19 protein-coding genes and 1 pseudogene are annotated in these 16199 nt (G+C 66.3%); 15 read left to right on the top strand and 5 right to left on the bottom strand.

Annotated elements, in window-relative coordinates; all coding sequences use genetic code 11:
• The 15 genes from A5784_RS13470 (at window position 1) to A5784_RS13525 (ending at window position 12276) form a co-directional block, all read left to right on the top strand.
• Window positions 1-861 carry a hypothetical protein gene (locus A5784_RS13470; RefSeq protein WP_064945408.1) on the top strand — a complete coding sequence of 287 codons (861 nt, stop codon included), beginning with the start codon at window positions 1-3 and terminating at the stop codon, window positions 859-861.
• A 10-nt stretch (window positions 862-871) separates the two neighbouring features.
• Window positions 872-1225, top strand: a complete 354-nt coding sequence (locus A5784_RS13475) for a hypothetical protein (RefSeq protein ID WP_064945409.1) — start codon at window positions 872-874, stop codon at window positions 1223-1225.
• 3 nt (window positions 1226-1228) lie between these two features.
• The gene (locus A5784_RS13480) at window positions 1229-3025 is read left to right on the top strand and encodes a hypothetical protein (RefSeq protein ID WP_082944819.1); all 1797 of its coding nucleotides are present in this window, start codon (window positions 1229-1231) and stop codon (window positions 3023-3025) included.
• Window positions 3022-5760, top strand: coding sequence for a phage upper tail fiber protein (locus A5784_RS13485; protein ID WP_064945410.1), 2739 nt, complete (start codon window positions 3022-3024; stop codon window positions 5758-5760). Before A5784_RS13480 ends, A5784_RS13485 begins: the two co-directional genes overlap by 4 nt.
• The gene (locus A5784_RS38285) at window positions 5760-7082 is read left to right on the top strand and encodes a glycine-rich domain-containing protein (RefSeq protein WP_064945411.1); all 1323 of its coding nucleotides are present in this window, start codon (window positions 5760-5762) and stop codon (window positions 7080-7082) included. The genes A5784_RS13485 and A5784_RS38285 overlap by 1 nt, the downstream gene beginning before the upstream one ends.
• A 5-nt stretch (window positions 7083-7087) precedes the next feature.
• Window positions 7088-8146 (top strand): glycine-rich domain-containing protein, encoded by a 1059-nt coding sequence (locus A5784_RS13495; RefSeq protein ID WP_232006032.1) that lies wholly within the window; start codon window positions 7088-7090, stop codon window positions 8144-8146.
• Between the two features lie 21 nt (window positions 8147-8167).
• Window positions 8168-8566 carry a hypothetical protein gene (locus A5784_RS13500; protein ID WP_064945412.1) on the top strand — a complete coding sequence of 133 codons (399 nt, stop codon included), beginning with the start codon at window positions 8168-8170 and terminating at the stop codon, window positions 8564-8566.
• A gap of 8 nt (window positions 8567-8574) precedes the next feature.
• Window positions 8575-8712, top strand: a complete 138-nt coding sequence (locus tag A5784_RS38290) for a hypothetical protein (RefSeq protein WP_156750542.1) — start codon at window positions 8575-8577, stop codon at window positions 8710-8712.
• On the top strand, window positions 8709-8834 hold the full coding sequence (locus A5784_RS39645) for a hypothetical protein (RefSeq protein WP_286159425.1): 126 nt from the start codon (window positions 8709-8711) through the stop codon (window positions 8832-8834). The genes A5784_RS38290 and A5784_RS39645 overlap by 4 nt, the downstream gene beginning before the upstream one ends.
• A 65-nt stretch (window positions 8835-8899) precedes the next feature.
• A complete protein-coding gene (locus A5784_RS13505; RefSeq protein WP_064945413.1) occupies window positions 8900-10357 on the top strand; it encodes a glycoside hydrolase family 19 protein in 1458 nt (485 codons plus the stop codon).
• Entirely contained in the window at window positions 10354-10848 is a 495-nt protein-coding gene (locus A5784_RS13510) for a hypothetical protein (protein WP_064945414.1), read from the top strand. The genes A5784_RS13505 and A5784_RS13510 overlap by 4 nt, the downstream gene beginning before the upstream one ends.
• A gap of 379 nt (window positions 10849-11227) precedes the next feature.
• On the top strand, window positions 11228-11359 hold the full coding sequence (locus A5784_RS39650; protein ID WP_286159426.1) for a hypothetical protein: 132 nt from the start codon (window positions 11228-11230) through the stop codon (window positions 11357-11359).
• 19 nt (window positions 11360-11378) lie between these two features.
• Window positions 11379-11672 (top strand): hypothetical protein, encoded by a 294-nt coding sequence (locus A5784_RS13515; RefSeq protein ID WP_064945415.1) that lies wholly within the window; start codon window positions 11379-11381, stop codon window positions 11670-11672.
• Window positions 11672-11881 (top strand): DUF7620 family protein, encoded by a 210-nt coding sequence (locus A5784_RS13520; protein ID WP_064945416.1) that lies wholly within the window; start codon window positions 11672-11674, stop codon window positions 11879-11881. The genes A5784_RS13515 and A5784_RS13520 overlap by 1 nt, the downstream gene beginning before the upstream one ends.
• On the top strand, window positions 11842-12276 hold the full coding sequence (locus tag A5784_RS13525; protein ID WP_232006033.1) for a putative phage holin: 435 nt from the start codon (window positions 11842-11844) through the stop codon (window positions 12274-12276). The genes A5784_RS13520 and A5784_RS13525 overlap by 40 nt, the downstream gene beginning before the upstream one ends.
• Window positions 12277-12538: 262 nt before the next feature.
• Here A5784_RS13525 and A5784_RS13530 read toward each other — a convergent pair whose 3' ends face one another.
• From A5784_RS13530 to A5784_RS13555, 5 genes and pseudogenes are all read right to left on the bottom strand, one after another.
• Entirely contained in the window at window positions 12539-12739 is a 201-nt protein-coding gene (locus tag A5784_RS13530) for a hypothetical protein (protein WP_156750544.1), read from the bottom strand.
• Between the two features lie 926 nt (window positions 12740-13665).
• Window positions 13666-13917 carry a hypothetical protein gene (locus A5784_RS13540; protein ID WP_064945419.1) on the bottom strand — a complete coding sequence of 84 codons (252 nt, stop codon included), beginning with the start codon at window positions 13915-13917 and terminating at the stop codon, window positions 13666-13668.
• Entirely contained in the window at window positions 13914-14300 is a 387-nt protein-coding gene (locus tag A5784_RS13545) for a hypothetical protein (protein ID WP_064945420.1), read from the bottom strand. Before A5784_RS13545 ends, A5784_RS13540 begins: the two co-directional genes overlap by 4 nt.
• Before the next feature lie 332 nt (window positions 14301-14632).
• Entirely contained in the window at window positions 14633-15694 is a 1062-nt protein-coding gene (locus tag A5784_RS13550; protein ID WP_064945421.1) for an Rv1157c family protein, read from the bottom strand.
• A gap of 43 nt (window positions 15695-15737) precedes the next feature.
• Window positions 15738-16199 (bottom strand): annotated as a pseudogene (locus A5784_RS13555) (hypothetical protein); the annotation flags it as partial.

Consider the following 16199-nt stretch of genomic DNA (forward strand, 5'->3'; position numbering starts at 1 on the left):
ATGTCGAAGAACCTGCGCCCCTACCAGTGGCAACTCGGCAATCTCGTGTTCGGCCGCGGCACCCTCTACCCGGTGCTGAGCACGAACCTGCAGTCGTACAACGTCAACAACCAGGACTTCCAGGTCCCGTTGGCCGATGAAGTGCGGATGGGGCAGGACTCGTTCCAGGCCGGTCCGCTCACGCTGAAGATCGGCGTGATCGACAACGCCCCGCTGCCGCACATCGCGGGCCACCTGCCCGACGCGCTCACGGCGAAGTCGTCGAAGTTGTTGACCGCCTTGCAGAAAGAGTGGAAGGCCGACGAGATCAAACAGCAGTGGGGTGCGCTGAAGCCGCTCACCTACTGCGATGGGTATGGTGTGGCTCGCCAAATCTATGGGCGGCCAAGGAAGTTCACGTACACCCTGAAACGCCAGGGCAGTCAGTTCCACACGGTGACAGCCGAATACGCCCGGGTCGACACCCTGAGCTACACCGAACGGGAGACCGGCGCGGCGCTGGCGGTCAACGCGGCGCCGGTTTTCTACACCCGCGATGGCGGTGACGCGCCGTCGTGGTTCCGGGTCGTGTTCGCCGGGCCCGCGGTCAACCCGTTCGCGGTCGTCGGGGAATGCGAGATCCAGCTGCAGTACACCATCCCGGCTGGGGTGCGGGTCGAGGTGAACAGCTACCCCTGGTCGCGTCGAATCATCGACAGTAACGGCCTCAACCTGCGCACCACACTGATCGGCAACACCCGGTACCTCGACCAGCTGCAGATTCCCGCCGAGGCCCCCATCCCGATGTCGTGGACAGCGACCGGCACCACCGGTGCGAGCGGCTGCACGGTGCTGTGGCGCGACGCACTCAACACCCTGTGATTGGAGCAAGATGCCTTTCAGTGATGCGGCAATAGTCCTCGGGGCCAACGCGATCCGCTCTGCGCTCGGCGCCGCCCAGCTGCACACCGGCAACCCCGGTGCGGGTGGAGCGGCCAGCAAGTCCTCGGCCGCGCCGCTCGTTCCCGCCTGGACCGTCGTCGACGCCAACGGCAACTTCGATCTGGCCGTACCGTTGGCGTTCACCGGTGCCACGCCGAACGGGCCCATCAAGTATGTGTCGCTGTGGTCGACCGTCGGCGGCAGCCCCGTGTGGTACGGCAACTTTCAACTCTCGGGCGACCAGACCGCGGACTCTGCGGGCAACTACACCGTGAATAGCCTGGCCGTCACGAGAACTGCGTAGCCGATGGCGATCGGCACAGCCTCCGCGACTTACGGTTTCACGGGGGCTGCCAGTGGTGTGCGCACACCGTACGGGCAGGCCGCCGCCAGCTACGGGTGGACCGGTGCCGCCGTCGGATCCAGCCAGAAGTCGGGGTCGGCGGCCGGCGCCTACGGGTGGACCGCGGTCAACGTCGTCGGGGACGACGGTGTCTACCTGCCACCGGATAACCGGTGGCGGGTCATCGTCCAGGAGACCCGCAGCGGTGAGATCGTCGCGCGCGACGTGGTCGTGAAAAACCTTGTCGTGCAGCGTGCCCTGTCGGCCGGCTGTGATATTGCGTGCGACGTCGACTTCCACGACCCGTCCGTCGCCGGGATCTATTTCAAGCCGTGGCAGCACTACATCCACCTGGAGAAGGTGATGATGGGCAAGCGCCGCATCTGGGCTAGCGGCATCGTGCAACCCTCCGACGTCGACCCGTCGTCCGGGGTGCTGCACCTCAAAGCCAAGGGGTTCGCCGCCTACCCGAAGGGCATTCCGTGGCTGGAGGACCTGAACTGGGCGGCCAACGATGCCTTCGAACCCGTGGTGGAGATCTGGCGGCACCTGCAGGAAGACTTCCCCAACGGTGACCTCAACGTCGAGGTGTACCCGAAGACCAGCGGCGTGGAGATGCTGCCCGGGTACGCATTCGACGGGGACCTGCTCAACCTGAACTTCTTCGCCACGTTCGTGCGGGCCGTCGACAAACTGGACTGCGGCGACTACATCGACGCCCTGGCCCGCGACATCCCGTTCGACTACATCGAGCGGTCCGAATGGAACGCTGACCGCACCGACGTCGTCAAGAAAATCCAACTCGGTTATCCCCGTTTGGGTTTGATTCAGGAGACGTTGGCGTTCGTTCTCAACGAGAACGTGCTGTCGGCCAAGCCGCACACCGAGACTGAAACCGACTGGATCAGCGACGTCGGCGTCACGGGCTGGTTCCCCGGCTTCGAGTACTCATCGACGCTGGCCAACGCGGACCCGAACCGGTTGCGCCGCTACCTCGACGAGTCCACCGCCAACATCGACTCCAATGAGCGGGCCGCAGCGTGGGCGCACCGCCGGCTCGCTCGCCGCCAGACCCCCGCGTACTGGGAGCAGATCACGATCGACCCGAACCACCCGAACGCGCCGATGGGCACGTTCGACGTGGGCGACACCATCATCGTGTCCGGGTTCATGCCTTGGGCCGGGCATATCCGCCAGTACCACAAGATCATTGCGATCCAGTTCGACGTCGGGAAGAACACCTGCCAGCTGCAGCTGATGGCGGAGGGTGCCTTCAACTACGACCCGATCTACTACCCCGACGGGGTCTCGAACATCATCCAGAATCCCCACTTCGACAACAATCTGAGCGGCTGGATACCAAACGGGCCGGGCTGGTCCTGGGACGGCAGCCAGGGCCACGACGCCCTGGGGTCGGTCACGATCGCCGCCGACGGCACTGACCACGATCTGCTCACCCAACCGTTCGGGCTGTCGGACTTCCAGATCTTCCCCATGAAGGTCGCCGTGAAGTGCTCGGGCGCAGTGTCATCCGGCGACAGCGTCAGCATCGTCGCCCAGTTCTATGACGACAACCTGAATCCCACACAGGCCGTGCAAGTCGGCGCCATCAACCCCAGCGGAATCGTGCCCTGGAGAACCATAGGAGGCGGCAGCGTGCTCACACCCGTCGGGTCCACACACGTGGCATTGCGCTTGCACGTCGGCGCGGCGATGACCGCCGGGCGAGTGTGGTTCGACGACGCGGAGATGCCCCTGTGAGCGCAGGTTTCGGCGGATCGCCCTACACCAATCCGCAGACGCGGGCACTCAATTCCATTGCCAACGGCCCTGATGCGGACACCACCAGCCAAGAGAAAATGGTTGAGCTGCTGCAGAGGCACAGCTCCCAGCTCAAGTACTTGGCGGCCAATCAGAAGCAGATGCAGCAGGGCATCAACGACGCCAACGCAAACCCGATCCAGCAGATCCAAGAGTTCATCGCTGACGTCATCGTCCTGCTGGGCGGCGGTCAACTCGCCAAGGGTGCACTGGATTTCGGCGACCTCCAGTACATCCTGCCCGCCCTCGGGGCCCTGTTCGGGCTCGGCGACGGGCCGTTCCCGGTCAGCCTGTTCGAGGCGGCCGAACGGTTCTTCCTCGGCTACGTCGTGCCGCAGCAGCAGTTCGTCGACGTCATCAACAGCATCATCACTGCGTGGGCCGGGGTGTTCGGTATCGACCCGCAATTCGTGGCGGACGTGCGGAAGCTGCTCGAGGCGTTCGGGAACCTGTTCGACGGCATCAACAACCTGTTTCCCTCGCTCGACCAGCTGTTCAAGGCGCTCGGCATCAGTGGTGGTGACCTCGGCCCACTCGGGCAGGTGTTGGCGCCGATCATCAAGCTGTTCTCCGGGATCGACCTCACGAAGTTCGGCAGCTTCATCGAGTTCATCACCGACGCGATCGACCCGTTCATTGTCCAGCTGACCGCGGTGATCAACTTCGTCAACGGTGTGCTGGCGGTGCTCGGCTACGACGGCGGCGACGTGGTGAACTCGCCGCTCCCGTCGCTGCTGCAGCCGTTCCAAAACCTGCTGGCCTTCCTGGCGAACATCAACTTCTTCGGCGACGACTTCGACCCGGTGGCCGCGGTGCGACAGTTCGTCAGCACGATGTTGCTGCCCCTGAACCTGCTGCTAGGGCCCGACTCTCCGCTAAATCTGGCCAACGCGTTCGGCCGGCTATCACTCCCGCAGTTCGGCGGCGGCGTACCGCTCAACGCCTTGACCACCGCGGTGGCCAATGAACTGCAACCGTTCAGCGCGACATCGGTGCCGAATGTGGATGGCTGGTCGTTCGACGCGGCCGCCGACGCGGCGAAAGTGATCTGCGATGGCACCGCGAAGAACCTGTACCTGAAGTCCGGCGTGATCAAGGTTGAGCAGGGCCAGCCGCTGAATACCTCGATCAAGGTGAAGTACTCCGGGGTGAGCTCGACTGCCGGGCAGGGCATCCGGTACGTGCTGGAGACGTTCACTACTGCCGACGGGTCCGGCCCGGCGACACCGGTAGTGCTCGGGTCGATTCCGAACCCGACGGGGACGATCAGCTCGCCGGTGACGCTGGGTAATTCGTCGTGGGACATCCCCGCTGGTGTGCAGTCGGTGCGGCCTGTCCTGACAACCGACGCGCTGGCGGCCGGCACGGTTTACTGGCTGAACACCCCACTGCTGACGAAACCGTTGCTCGGGGTACTGGCCAATGGGCTGCCCGCGGCGATCCAGGCCCGTATCGACGACCTCGCCGCCCTCGCTCACCAATTGCTCACCAACCCGGCTGCGGTCATCGGCACTATCACGCAGGGCATGGTGTCGGGCCTGGGCGACCTGAACACGCTGGTGAATCAGATCCGCGACATTCTGGCGGGTTTGGTTGTGACACCGATCAACTCAACGGTTCAGGCCATCAAGGACTGGTTCACGGGCAACCTGGCCAAGACGCAGAACATCACCAGTGGCGGCCTGTTCGACGCGACGAAGCTGATTGGTCTGGTGGATCCGACGAAGGTCGGCGGTGTTGGCGGCGCAACGAACATCGGCGACGCTGTGCAGCAGGCCGTTGACGCGATGACGCAGGGTGCTGGTGGCCTGGTTGGGGCTGGGTTCAGTTTCGTCGATGCCTTGGCTCAGCTGACCGGTCTGCGCAATGCCGCCGCTGGGGCGAACGCCGCGGTGCTCAATGTGCAGTCGCAGCTGGCCGGTCTGGATCCGGCTGCGTCGTCGGAGATCATCAACTTCAGCGAGTACGTCAATGCTGGTGCGCCGCCGTCGATGTTCACCAAGGTGTTCGATCAGGGCTCCGGTGGAATCGTCACCTCAGGCGGCAAGTTGGTGTGGTCGGGCAGCGCTGGTGATGAGCGGTACCTCTTCAATGGCGGGCCGCTGCAGACCGATCTGTTCGAGGTCAACGTCGTCCTGCCTACAGTGCCGTCGCACGGCTGGTTCGGCGCCGACGGCAACAACTTCATCTATCTGATCGGACGGTCCGACGCCGCGGGCAACAACATGTGCCTCGCCGAGATCGGCTGGGACCGCGTGCGGATCCTGTCGTACAACACGGGCACCACCACCGTGCTGGCCACCGTCAACCAGTCCGACATCGTCACTGGCGGTTGCCGTGTGGCGTTCAAGGGCGGTAATGCCCTGCAGCCGCGCTACTTTCACGTCGCGGTCAACGACGACATCGTCACCTCGGCCACCGACATCGCTCCGGTGACCCAGCTCGGCAGCAGCTTCCGGCTGTGCGGCCTGGGCCTGAAGAAAGACTCCAGTTACGACACCGGCACCATCTCGGCCTGGTCCATGCTCGACGGTGGCGCATCGGCAGGGTCCGGCGTCGTTGCGGGCATGACCGCCGCAGGTCCAACCAACCTGATCATCTGGAAGGGCACCGCCGCTGAGTACGCGGCCATTCCGACGAAGAACCCCAACACCATCTACGCGGTGAAGAACTGATGCCCATCTACATCGGCGACACTGCGGCCAGCATCTACGTCGGCAACGAACTGCAGGACGCCGTTTACCTTGGCAGTGACCGCATCTGGCCGCCGATCTCGTTCCCGTACGTCATCGAGAACACCAACCTCACCGATGCCGAAACCCCCGGCGACGCGTGCAAGGGTGCGATTGTCGAACTGACCGGTGGTGGGGGCCCCGGCAAGGCGGGCGCTGTCATGCCCTCGCAGAACAACGTCGTCGCTGCCGGAGGTGACGGCGGCGGTGGGGCCGCCACGATCGGAACGGCGGGCCTGCGGTTCTTCATCCCGATCGAAGACCTCGGCCCACTGTTCAGCACCATCGTCGGAACCCCAGGGACGGCATCGAGTTTCGTCTCCGGTTCCGTCCAACTCAATGCGGGCGCTGGCACCAATAGTGCCGCTGGCACCCCGTCCATCTCCGGGATTGGATACGGCTTCTCGGCGCCGGGATCGCTGGGCCCCAACACGCTGGGCGGTGCGGCCGGTGGCGGCCAAGGCCGCACCGCGCGAACCGACAGCAACAAGAACGTCAGCTACACACCGGGCACAGCGGGCAGTGGCTCGCTGTTCAAGGCGGGTGGTCCGTACCTATCGCCCGACCCGGTACCCGAAGCCGGAAAGCCCAGCGGCGGCGCTGGTGGCGGTGCCGCCGGGCGTGGCTACGGCGCCGGTGGCGGCGGGGGCTCAGGCCAGATCCAGGGCACCCCGGTAGACGGCTCCGGGCGTCTCGGTGGACCGGGATATATGCGTGTCACGTTCACCGACAAGCGCCACTACTGGGGCAGGTTCCTCGCGGGCTCATGGACCTGGACCCTGCCGAGCTGGCTGCGCAACGGCGACAAGATCCGGCTCACCGGTCTCGGCGGCGGCCGCGGCGGAGACCAGGGCGGCTCCACGTCCGGCGGCGCTGGTGGCCGCGCCGGGGCGTGGAACGACATCGAACTGACCGTCGGCGTGGACGTCCCGGTCGGCGGCACGCTGGTCGGCGTCGTCGGAACTGGCGGTGCGATCAACAGCGGCAACGGCGGCAACACCACCTGCACCACCGTCGGCTTCACCGCACTGGGCGCCACCGCCAGCAACGGCGGCACCGCGACCGCCGGCGACAGCGCAGGGACACACGCCTACCTCGACGATCTCTACATCGGCGGCCTCGGCGGCGGGTATGGCGGCACCGACGTCGGCGGCGACGGCGGACCCGGGTCCGGTGGTGGCGGCGGCGGTTCCCTGTTCTTCCAAGGCAAAAACGGCGGCAAGGGCGGCGACGGCCGACTCTTCATCCACGCCTACCAGGTGTGAGTCCGATGGACTGGTCAACCACACCACCTGCACCGATCATCAGGCCGGGATGGACCACCGACCCCACCATCGCCAAACCGCCAGCGGGAAACCAGAAGTGGGCGGTGAAGTTCTCGCGCAGCGGCATCGACACCGGCATCGGCGCCGACCTGGCACTGGCGCAGGTGCTACGGGCCGCCGGCATCGGCACCGGCCTGGGCGCCGATCGGGCGTCCGTTTCCCACCTCAGCGAACGGACCGCTGATACCGGTGTGGGCACCGATCTCGCCATGCCCACACCGCGGTTGTACGTCGCGGAATCGGGGCTCGGCGCCGATCTCGCCCGGCCCGGGGTTCGTCCGTTCGAGGCCGCCACGGGCAGCGATGGTGCCCGGCTGCCGCGGCTGGCCGAGCTTGCGCGTGACACCGGGCTGGGCGCGGACATGCTCACCGCGACCCGGCTGCGCACCCCGGCCACCGAGAGTGCTGCTGGCGCCGACTCCGCGGCCTGCGGTTTCACCGCCCACGCTGCCGTCACCACGCCGTACACCCTGGCCGGCACCTACACGTACGTCATCCCGGTCTGGTGCCGCTACATCGACGTCGTGCTGCTCGGGCCCGGTGGCGGCGGCGCAAGCTCGGGCACCTTCTACACCCTCAAGGGCTATCCGGGTGAGGCGGGCGTCTATGCGACGTTCACCCTGGAGCGTGGTGTTCACATCCCGTGGACGGCAACGGCAATCACCATCGTCGTCGGCGCTGGTGGTGCACGCGGCAGTGGCGGGTTCACCGGCACACCGGGCAGCGCTGGACCGCCGAGCACCGCGGCCGCGGCGGGATGGGCCGGGCTCTCAGCGGCCAGCGGTGCCGGCGGTATCGCCAACGCGACCGGCACATCAGACAACGTGGGCCGGTCGCCCGGAAACCTGAACTACAACGGGCAGCTCTACACCGGCGGCGCAACACAATCCACCAACGGCGCCGCGGGCAACCCGCCCGGCGGCGGCGGCGCGGGCGGCAGCAACTTCGGCGGGGCCGGCGGCGTCGGCGCTCCAGGCGGCGCGTGGTGCCGCGCATACCAGTAACAGTCAACAGAAGGGGACGGAATGTCGGTCTACCAGGACGCACACCGCAATGCATGCGCGAACGCGATCGTGGCCCTTGGCGCCAGGATCGGCCTCTACGCCGGCGGCACTCGCGTCGGCACGGTCTACGCGGACACCACCTGGGGCGCGGCGGCCAAGATCAGCGAGGCCATCAACCCGGCGCAACCAGTCAGCGGAAGCAACCCGGTCGTCGACAAGGCGCAATCGGTCGGATCCACCGTGACGATCAGCGTGCCCGCGAGCACGGTGGCCAACGGAACGGTCATCGACCGGTACGGAGTATTCAACGGCACCACGCTTCTTCGCACCGAGGCACTGCCCATCTCGCTCACCATCAATGACGGATCCCAGGCATTCCAGGTCGACGTGACACCGACGTACAAGTACCGGGGCGAATGATGCTGCTGATGCCCTGCCAGCTCTGCGGCGTCGACGTCGCGATCGAACTCGTCGCCGACGGCGAGAACTACCGGGCACCCGACCTGCTGCTGGCGATGAACGGCCACATTGTCAACCAGCACGAAAAGGCAATCACCGGAACATGATCCGCGCCATCGCGATCGGCACCGCAGCCGGTCTCGCCCTCTCAGCAGCCATCGCCTACGCCTTCATCTGCGGCTGGCCTGTCCCGATCCTCGACCAAGACTTCGGCTCCGACTTCTCCTAATCCCACAACCCTCCGGGCCCGTGCGATTGCGCGGGCCCTCGTCGTATCCGCCGAAAGGAAACCGCGTGACCTTCATCGTGACCCGGCAGCGCGCGCAAGAGGTCCACGACCTCGCCCGGGCCCGCGCTGGCCTGTCTTATGACTTCGGCGGCGCGTTCACCCGTGACCCGCGGGACTCAACCGACTGCTCCGGCCTGGTGCTGCAGACCGCTGCGTGGTACGGCGGCCGCACGGACTGGCCCGGGAATCGTTACGGCTCAACCGAATCGTTCCGCCTGGACTACAAGATCGTCTACGACCTCGGGTTCAAGCGGATGCCCCCCGGCGGGCCCGCGGCGTTGCCGTTCAAACCGGTCATGCTCGTCGGCCTGCAGCACGGCGGTGGCGGGGAGTACTCGCATACGGCGTGCACGCTGATGACGATGGACATCCCCGGCGGTCCCGTCGTGATGTCGGAGCGCGGCGTCGACTGGGAGTCTCACGGCAACGTCAACGGTGTCGGTGTCTCACTGTACGACGGGGCTCGGGCGTGGAATGACCCTCTGTTCCACGACTTCTGGTACCTCGACGCCAAGCTCGAGGATGCCCCCACCGGGTCGGGGAGTCCCGCCGCGGTCGACGTGCTCGCCCGCGCCACCGGCCTCACACTGGCCCGGGCCGCGCAGATCCTGCCCACCATGTCCGACGGACTGAGGCAGGCCCAGTGCACCACCCCGGTCCGCAGCGCGCAGTTCATCGCCCACACCGGCCACGAGTCCGCCAACTTCAACGCCACCGAGGAGTACGCATCCGGCGCCGCCTACGAGGGCCGTTGTTCCGACCTCGGCAACTGCCAGCCTGGCGACGGTGTTCGGTTCAAGGGCCGCACCTGGATTCAGATCACCGGCCGGGCCCACTACGCCGAGTTCTCCCGCTGGGCGTTCGACCGGGGATTGGTGCCGTCGCCAACGTATTTCGTCGACCGGCCGACCGAGCTGGCGAATCTGCGCTGGGCCGGCATCGGCGCCGCCTGGTACTGGACCGTGTCACGACCGATGAACGCACTCGTCGACGCCGGTGACAACGCCCGGTGGGGTGACTACCGCGGCTTCGCGGCCGTCACCGCTGCGATCAACGGCGGCACGACCGGCATCGACGAGCGCCGAGCCCGCTATAACCGGGCGATCGCGCTCGGCGACCAACTACTCACGCTCACCGCCCCAACCGAACCCGTCGATCCACTGGAGGAGTTGCTCATGCTCGAAGTCGAATCCTGGTCCATCTACGCCGATCCGGGGGAGCCGAAGATACCGGCCGTCCAGATGTTGCAGGCGCTGGACGCTCACGGCCCGCACGAACCGTACGTCGAGAAGCAGGCCCGCGCTGGTGATCTCGATGCCATTCGGCGGATCGCGCGTACTGCCGGAGGTAAAGGCAAGTACGGCACCGCGCCGGGCCCGGTCAAACAAGCCCTCAGCGTGCTGATCGAAATCCAAGCGGCGCATCCCGAATGGATCACCGCAGCCACCCCAGGAAAGGCATGACCATGACCGACCAGAAGATGTACACCCTCGGACCTACAGACCCGAATGCGGGCACCCGCGCACGGATCTACTCCGTGCTCACCCTGATCACCCCACTACTGGGCTTCCTGGCCACGTTCGGGATCCTCAGCTCCGACCAGGCCGACAGCATCAACGGGTTCATCGCCGCGGCGACGGGCCTGCTGGGCACCTTCGGGCTGCTGGGGTTCGGCATGGCGGCGAAGAACACGAATCGTCAGGTGAAGGACGGCACGTTCGATCCGGTGCCGCCTGTGGAGCCGCACCCGGTGACCAACGCGTTCGACGGGCTCACGCAGCTGCAGGCCGGGGTGAACGACGCCGTGGAGCAGGCTAAGTCCAAGGTGGCCGAAGGGGTGGCCGTGATTCAGGGTGCTGCCGCGATGATCCCCGGCGGGAAGCCTGCCGCTGACGCTGTGATGGACGGTCCGCTCGGTGATCTCCTACGCGCCGTGACGAGCGGCAAGGGCTGATGACACTGATCACCGCGCCTCCTGGTGTGTCGGCGGCGAACTCTCCGAAGAATGTCCCGCCGCAGCGCGACTGCTCGCGGGCCAGCTGCCGAGCGTTGGGCGCCCAGTGCCCGGACCGGCTAGCCGGGCAACCCTGCAAGACATAGAACACGAATCATGTTGTGCCACAGTATGATTCGGTGCTAAGGTGTAATCACAACAGAACAGAGAAGCGGCAACGGATGGAAACGGAAATCCTTCACCGGCCTCAAGAGGACCCGGTCATGACACGAAACAAAGTCCGCCATGCGAGGACCGGGGATCGCGGGTCGCTTCTCTGAACTGTTCCACCGCAAACCCCCTGAGAATTCAGGGGGTTTCGTCGTATCCGGGAGGCCCCGTGGACCCAACGAGCATGAACCCGTGGCAGCTCGCCGCATTCGCCACCATCTGCGGTATCACCGCCGCCGCGACGACCCGCATCGCCAACCGCATTGCCCGATTCATCCACTGGTGGTGGTACGGCCAATGAGGAAAGGACCCGGTGACTTGTGAACTGGTTCAACCCCGAGCTGTGGGACAACATCGGCGTCGTCGGCCTCGCAGTGTTCGCCGCCGGGTTCTTCGTCATGTCCCTGATGCGGGAGTGGCTGGTTATCGGCCGCTACTACCGCGCCACCGTCGCCGACCGGGAAGCCGAGAACGCCGAGCTCCGCAAGGCGCTCGCCGCGTCGACCGAAACCAACAACGTGCTGACCCGCGCGCTGATCGAGAAGAACGCCACCGACGACACCACGGTCAAGCTGCTCACCGCTGTGCGCCACCTGGCGGAGGGGCGCGCGTGATGTGGCCCTGGCAGCGACACCGCGAAAACGCGCGGCAGGCCCGCGACGACCGGGCAACGGCGGCCGCACAGGCCAACGCCGCCGAAGTGCAACGCCGGGCAGCCGAACGGCTGGCAGCTCACTCCCGCGTCGTCACCGCGCGACTGGAATTCGAAAAAGACAAGAACGGATGGACCGAGATGCTGCAGAACGCATGGGGGGCGCGGTGATGCGCTGGCTCTACTTCCTCGGCCTGGCTGGCATCGCTGGCACCATCATCGCGGACATCTGGTTCGACATCGACTACGGCCTGGCGGCCGACCTGTCGCTGATCTACATCGCGGTCCTCAGCCTCGCGTTCGCATTCCAGTACGCGGGCTGGTCGAAGTGGTGGACCAACCGGATCGGCAAGGTGTACCTGGCGAAGTCCGTGCTCATCGCTTTGGTGCTCGTGCAGGCCGGTGTGACGATCTGGTGGCAGGACGACTACCCCGGCCGTCAGATCATCCGGTTCGTCATCTACAGCCTGGGCGCCGTCGCCTATATGCCGATGCTGGTGACCCTGATACGTGAGCAGCGCCGGGACCGTCGCCGGAGAGCACAGGAACGCGCATCGCCACGATGATGTCGTAGGCGAGCGGTACGCTCAGCCGCGCCACTCCAAGGGCATCGAGCCGCCTCTGACCTCCGGGTTGGGGGCGGCTCTTTTGTGCTCGATTCGCGGAAACCGGGCATCTGGTGGCAAACTGTGGCATATGGTGCATAACATCGCAGTTACGAGCACCAATAGATCAGGGGCAGAGGCCCCAGGGCGCGTGGGCAAGACGCGTCCCGGGTACCTCCACCGGTATCACCTCCGCTCAGTTACAGGCTTCGACTCGCAGGTCTTAGGCCGACTCTTCGATACGACGGACACGGCTACGGTAGGCGCACTCGCGCTTGCGGCCGATGCAGGTGGGGAAAGTCCTGTGCTCCTCGAAATGCGAGGTCTGGCCGTGCTGGTCCATCCACAACCCGGTGGCCGGCACGCGCTGCCCGGTCTTGTAAGTTCCCCCGGGGCCAAGCGGCTGGTTCCTGTTGCTTCTCATGATCACCCCCTCTCCTATGAGTAACGTCGTGTCGATCACTGACCGGCGGAACGCTCCGTCGACCAGTGGACAACCACTTCGCTGCCGTCACTGCGGCGGTGAGTGGTTCCGACTTGAGGGTCGTTCGACTGACCCTGAGGCGGCGAGGAATGGGGCGGTGACGATGACCGCGGACGGGCGCATTACCGGCTATGCCGGTGTGCCTGTCTGCCTCGAATGCGGTGAGCCGGCCTAACGCTCGGCTGTATGCCCACTGTGCTGGCGGCACTGATAGAAGTCCTTTGCGGGTAATGGGAGACAAGGGAAGCCGAACATCGGTGCTCCTGTGTTTCCTGGTGTCAATCTCGGGTCGCTGCGACAGACACTACACCTAGTGGTCGATCAGCCGAAGCCATACAAGATGTTCTGAATAACATTTCTGAAATTCCCAGGTCAGAAGCGCGCCAGGCGTTTGCCATCCGGCGTGTCGCAATATTTCGGCACGCGGCGTGTCGGACTCCGGATCAGCAGCGACAATCTTTGCGGGTGTGTTGGTGTTTGACGTGACGGGTTCGATTGGGCCATGCTGTCGGTGCGGGATTTCTAGTGACCTCGGGTCGCGCCAGGGCACTGACAATTCACAGAGAGGGCCCCTCGTTCGTCTGAGCGAGGGGCCCTCTTCTGTTTGTGGCGCAATCGATTTCGGGCAGTTGCTTGGTAGGTGAGGCGATGGCGGCGCCTGGGTGACCAGTTCCGCCGTCGGCGAGCGCTAGCCACTCATCGAGGAGTCGATCCGCCACCACCATGGACCGCACCGCCTGCCCGGTCACCGCGCATGCCCTCCGGTACGCGCTCAGCACGCGCAGCTCGGCGTCAACCGTTTCGATATCGCGCACACCAGTACGACGCAGTTGCTTTCTGATCGGTTCCCTCGGGACCGGGCGCGTCTACGAGCAGCCGACGTTGTGGACGTTGATGCCGGTGCACTGCGAGGCGGGGAGCTGGCTGCCGTAGGGCGGGTTGTCGCCGGTGCCGTAGGGCAGCCACGGCTGGTATTCGGTGCACGGGTAGTACGTGTTGTAGTTGGCGCCGAGGTATTGGCACATGCCGGGCCCCGGGCCGGGGTCGGCTTGGGCCGGCACGGCGGCGAGCGCACCGATCGCCGCGGCGCCGAACACTGCGGCCAGTAGCCGCTTCATCGTTGCTGTCCGGTCTGGATCCGGGACGTCGGCCAGACGTTCATCACGTGCCGTGGCGCCATGGGTGGCGGGTTCGTCGGCGCATGCATGCGCTGGACCGGCGTTGCGGGCTGCGCCATCACCTGCGCGTGCTCCCAGTCGGCGCGGGCGGCCAGGCCGGCGCGCCGCTCCCGGCTTCTGATGGCCAAGCGCACACCGGCCCAGATGCCGGCGAACGCCGTCATCGTGAAGGCGGCTACCGGGTAGACGCTGAACATCATCGACATCAGCGTGATGGTGAAGAGACCAGCGATGGTCGACAGGACCGGGTGACGGTCCGCCCAGCTTCCGTACTCGCAGCGGTCTTCGTGGCCGCAACGGGGGCAAATATGCTGCGCAGGCATGGCCGGATCGTACTGCCACCTGGGCGGTTGGTGTTACGGAGCTGTCAATCCGCTGGGGGCGCGGTCGCGGGGCCTCTCCTGCCGCCCCCGTATCTTCCCCGCATAAACGTAGTCGACTGGCCTAGATATCGGTAGACGTCAATAGACTCGTAGTGCCGAATCATCTTGAGGCGCAACATGATAATTGATTGGGGTAGATCGCAGTAGACGCACGGTTGAGATTGATTCTGTTCATGGCCTACTGAGGGGTCGAAGGGGTCCAAACAAAATTCCCGGCCGCCAGCAGGTTGCCGGCGACCGGGAATTCCGTTTCCCCATTTTTCGTGATGTTGTCAGGGCACCACCGTCGACCCGATGGTGGGCATGAACTGGCACTGCTTCTCGGTGGTCGATACCTGGCCGAAGATCGTCGAGATGATGCTGCCCGAGCCGGTGTCGGCGACGGCGGTCAGCGTCGTCGGGCCTTGCGGGTTGATGTCCGATCGCGGCGTCAGCGTCGCGCTGCCCGACTTGCCCGTCGTCAGGTTCACCCACGTGACGTTCAGCGGCAGCTTCTGCTCGGCTGCTGGGCCGGGCGTGCCGATCGCGGTGAAGACATAGGCAGTCTGGCCCGGGCCGGGTCCCGGAGTCGGGATCTTGGCCGGACCGGCGACCGAAATCGCCGTCGCCAGAACGTTTCCGCCGTCTTTCAAGCATCCATTGCTGATTGACGGATACATGAAGTCCTGTGTGACCGGACTGTCCGGCCCGAATCCCGGGGTGGCTGCCGCGGCGGGAGCCGCTGCCGGTGCGGGATCAGGAGCCGGTGCAGGAGCAGCCTCCGGAGCCGGTGCGGGAGCGGGTGGCGGTGCGGCGTCAGGGACGGGAGCCGGGGCCGGTGCAGCCGCCGGAGCGGGAGCCGGGGCCGGTGCGGCCTCAGGAGCAGGAGCCGGCGCCGGGGCAGCCTCAGGAGCAGGCGCGGGTGCCGCCAGCGGTGCCGCCGCCTGGGCCGGGCCGACCGCATTGGCCGGGTCGATGCCCGTCGGCAGGTGTGCCTCCGGGCCCGCGCCCGCGCCCGGCACGTGGGCCGCCGGGGCCGCTGCTGCCGGTGCCGCGGCGGCAGGCTCGGCGACGAAGTGGTTGACCGCTGTCGCGACGTTGCGAGAGTCGTCGGGTGCCGACTTGTTCGCCGCGAACGCCTGAGCCGCCGCCATCAGCAGTTGTGCGGCACCCGCCGGGTCGGCGGCGGCCTGCTGGATGACAGGGCTCAGGCTCTGTATCGCCGACAGCCCCGGCGCCTGTGCACCGTCGATCGGCAGTGGCGCTGGATCAGCGTGGGCGATCCCGCTGCCGAGCAGCACGACCGCCGACGCTGTGATTGCAGCAGCGGTGGCGAACAACGTTTTCGGTGACATGGCTCTCCCTAGGGCGTGTCGGACGGTCAGACCGGGTCGGTGATCAGGGCAGGCCGGCGGTCAAGAGCGGTGCCAGAGCCATAGGCGAGATCGCCGGGGCGGCAGCGGCCGGGGCGGCAGCCACCGGAGGCAGCGCCGGAGCGGTGGCGGTTGCCGCGTGCGCTGCCGCCGGTGCCACGTTGGCCACCGAGCTGGCCGCGGGCATCAGCCCGGCCAGATCACCCGGGATGCTGACCTTCTGGGGCAGTGGGATGGGCATGCCCGGCACCTGCGGGATGTTGATGTCGGCCGACGGGATCAGCGGGTTGGCCGGGGTTGCGGCCGGCGCCGCCGCCGTCGCGGCGGGTGCCGTGAGCGGAGACGGGAGCAGCGGTGAGGTCAGCGGCGAGGTGGCAGCCGGTGCGGTGGCGGGCGCGGTGCCCGGCATCTGAGGCCTGTCTCTTATACACATCTCCGAGCCCACGAGACTACGCTGCATGTCGTATTCCGTCTTATGCTTGAAAAA

Origin of the sequence: Mycobacterium sp. 852013-50091_SCH5140682 (assembly GCF_001665685.1) — a bacterium.
Lineage (GTDB): Bacteria > Actinomycetota > Actinomycetes > Mycobacteriales > Mycobacteriaceae > Mycobacterium.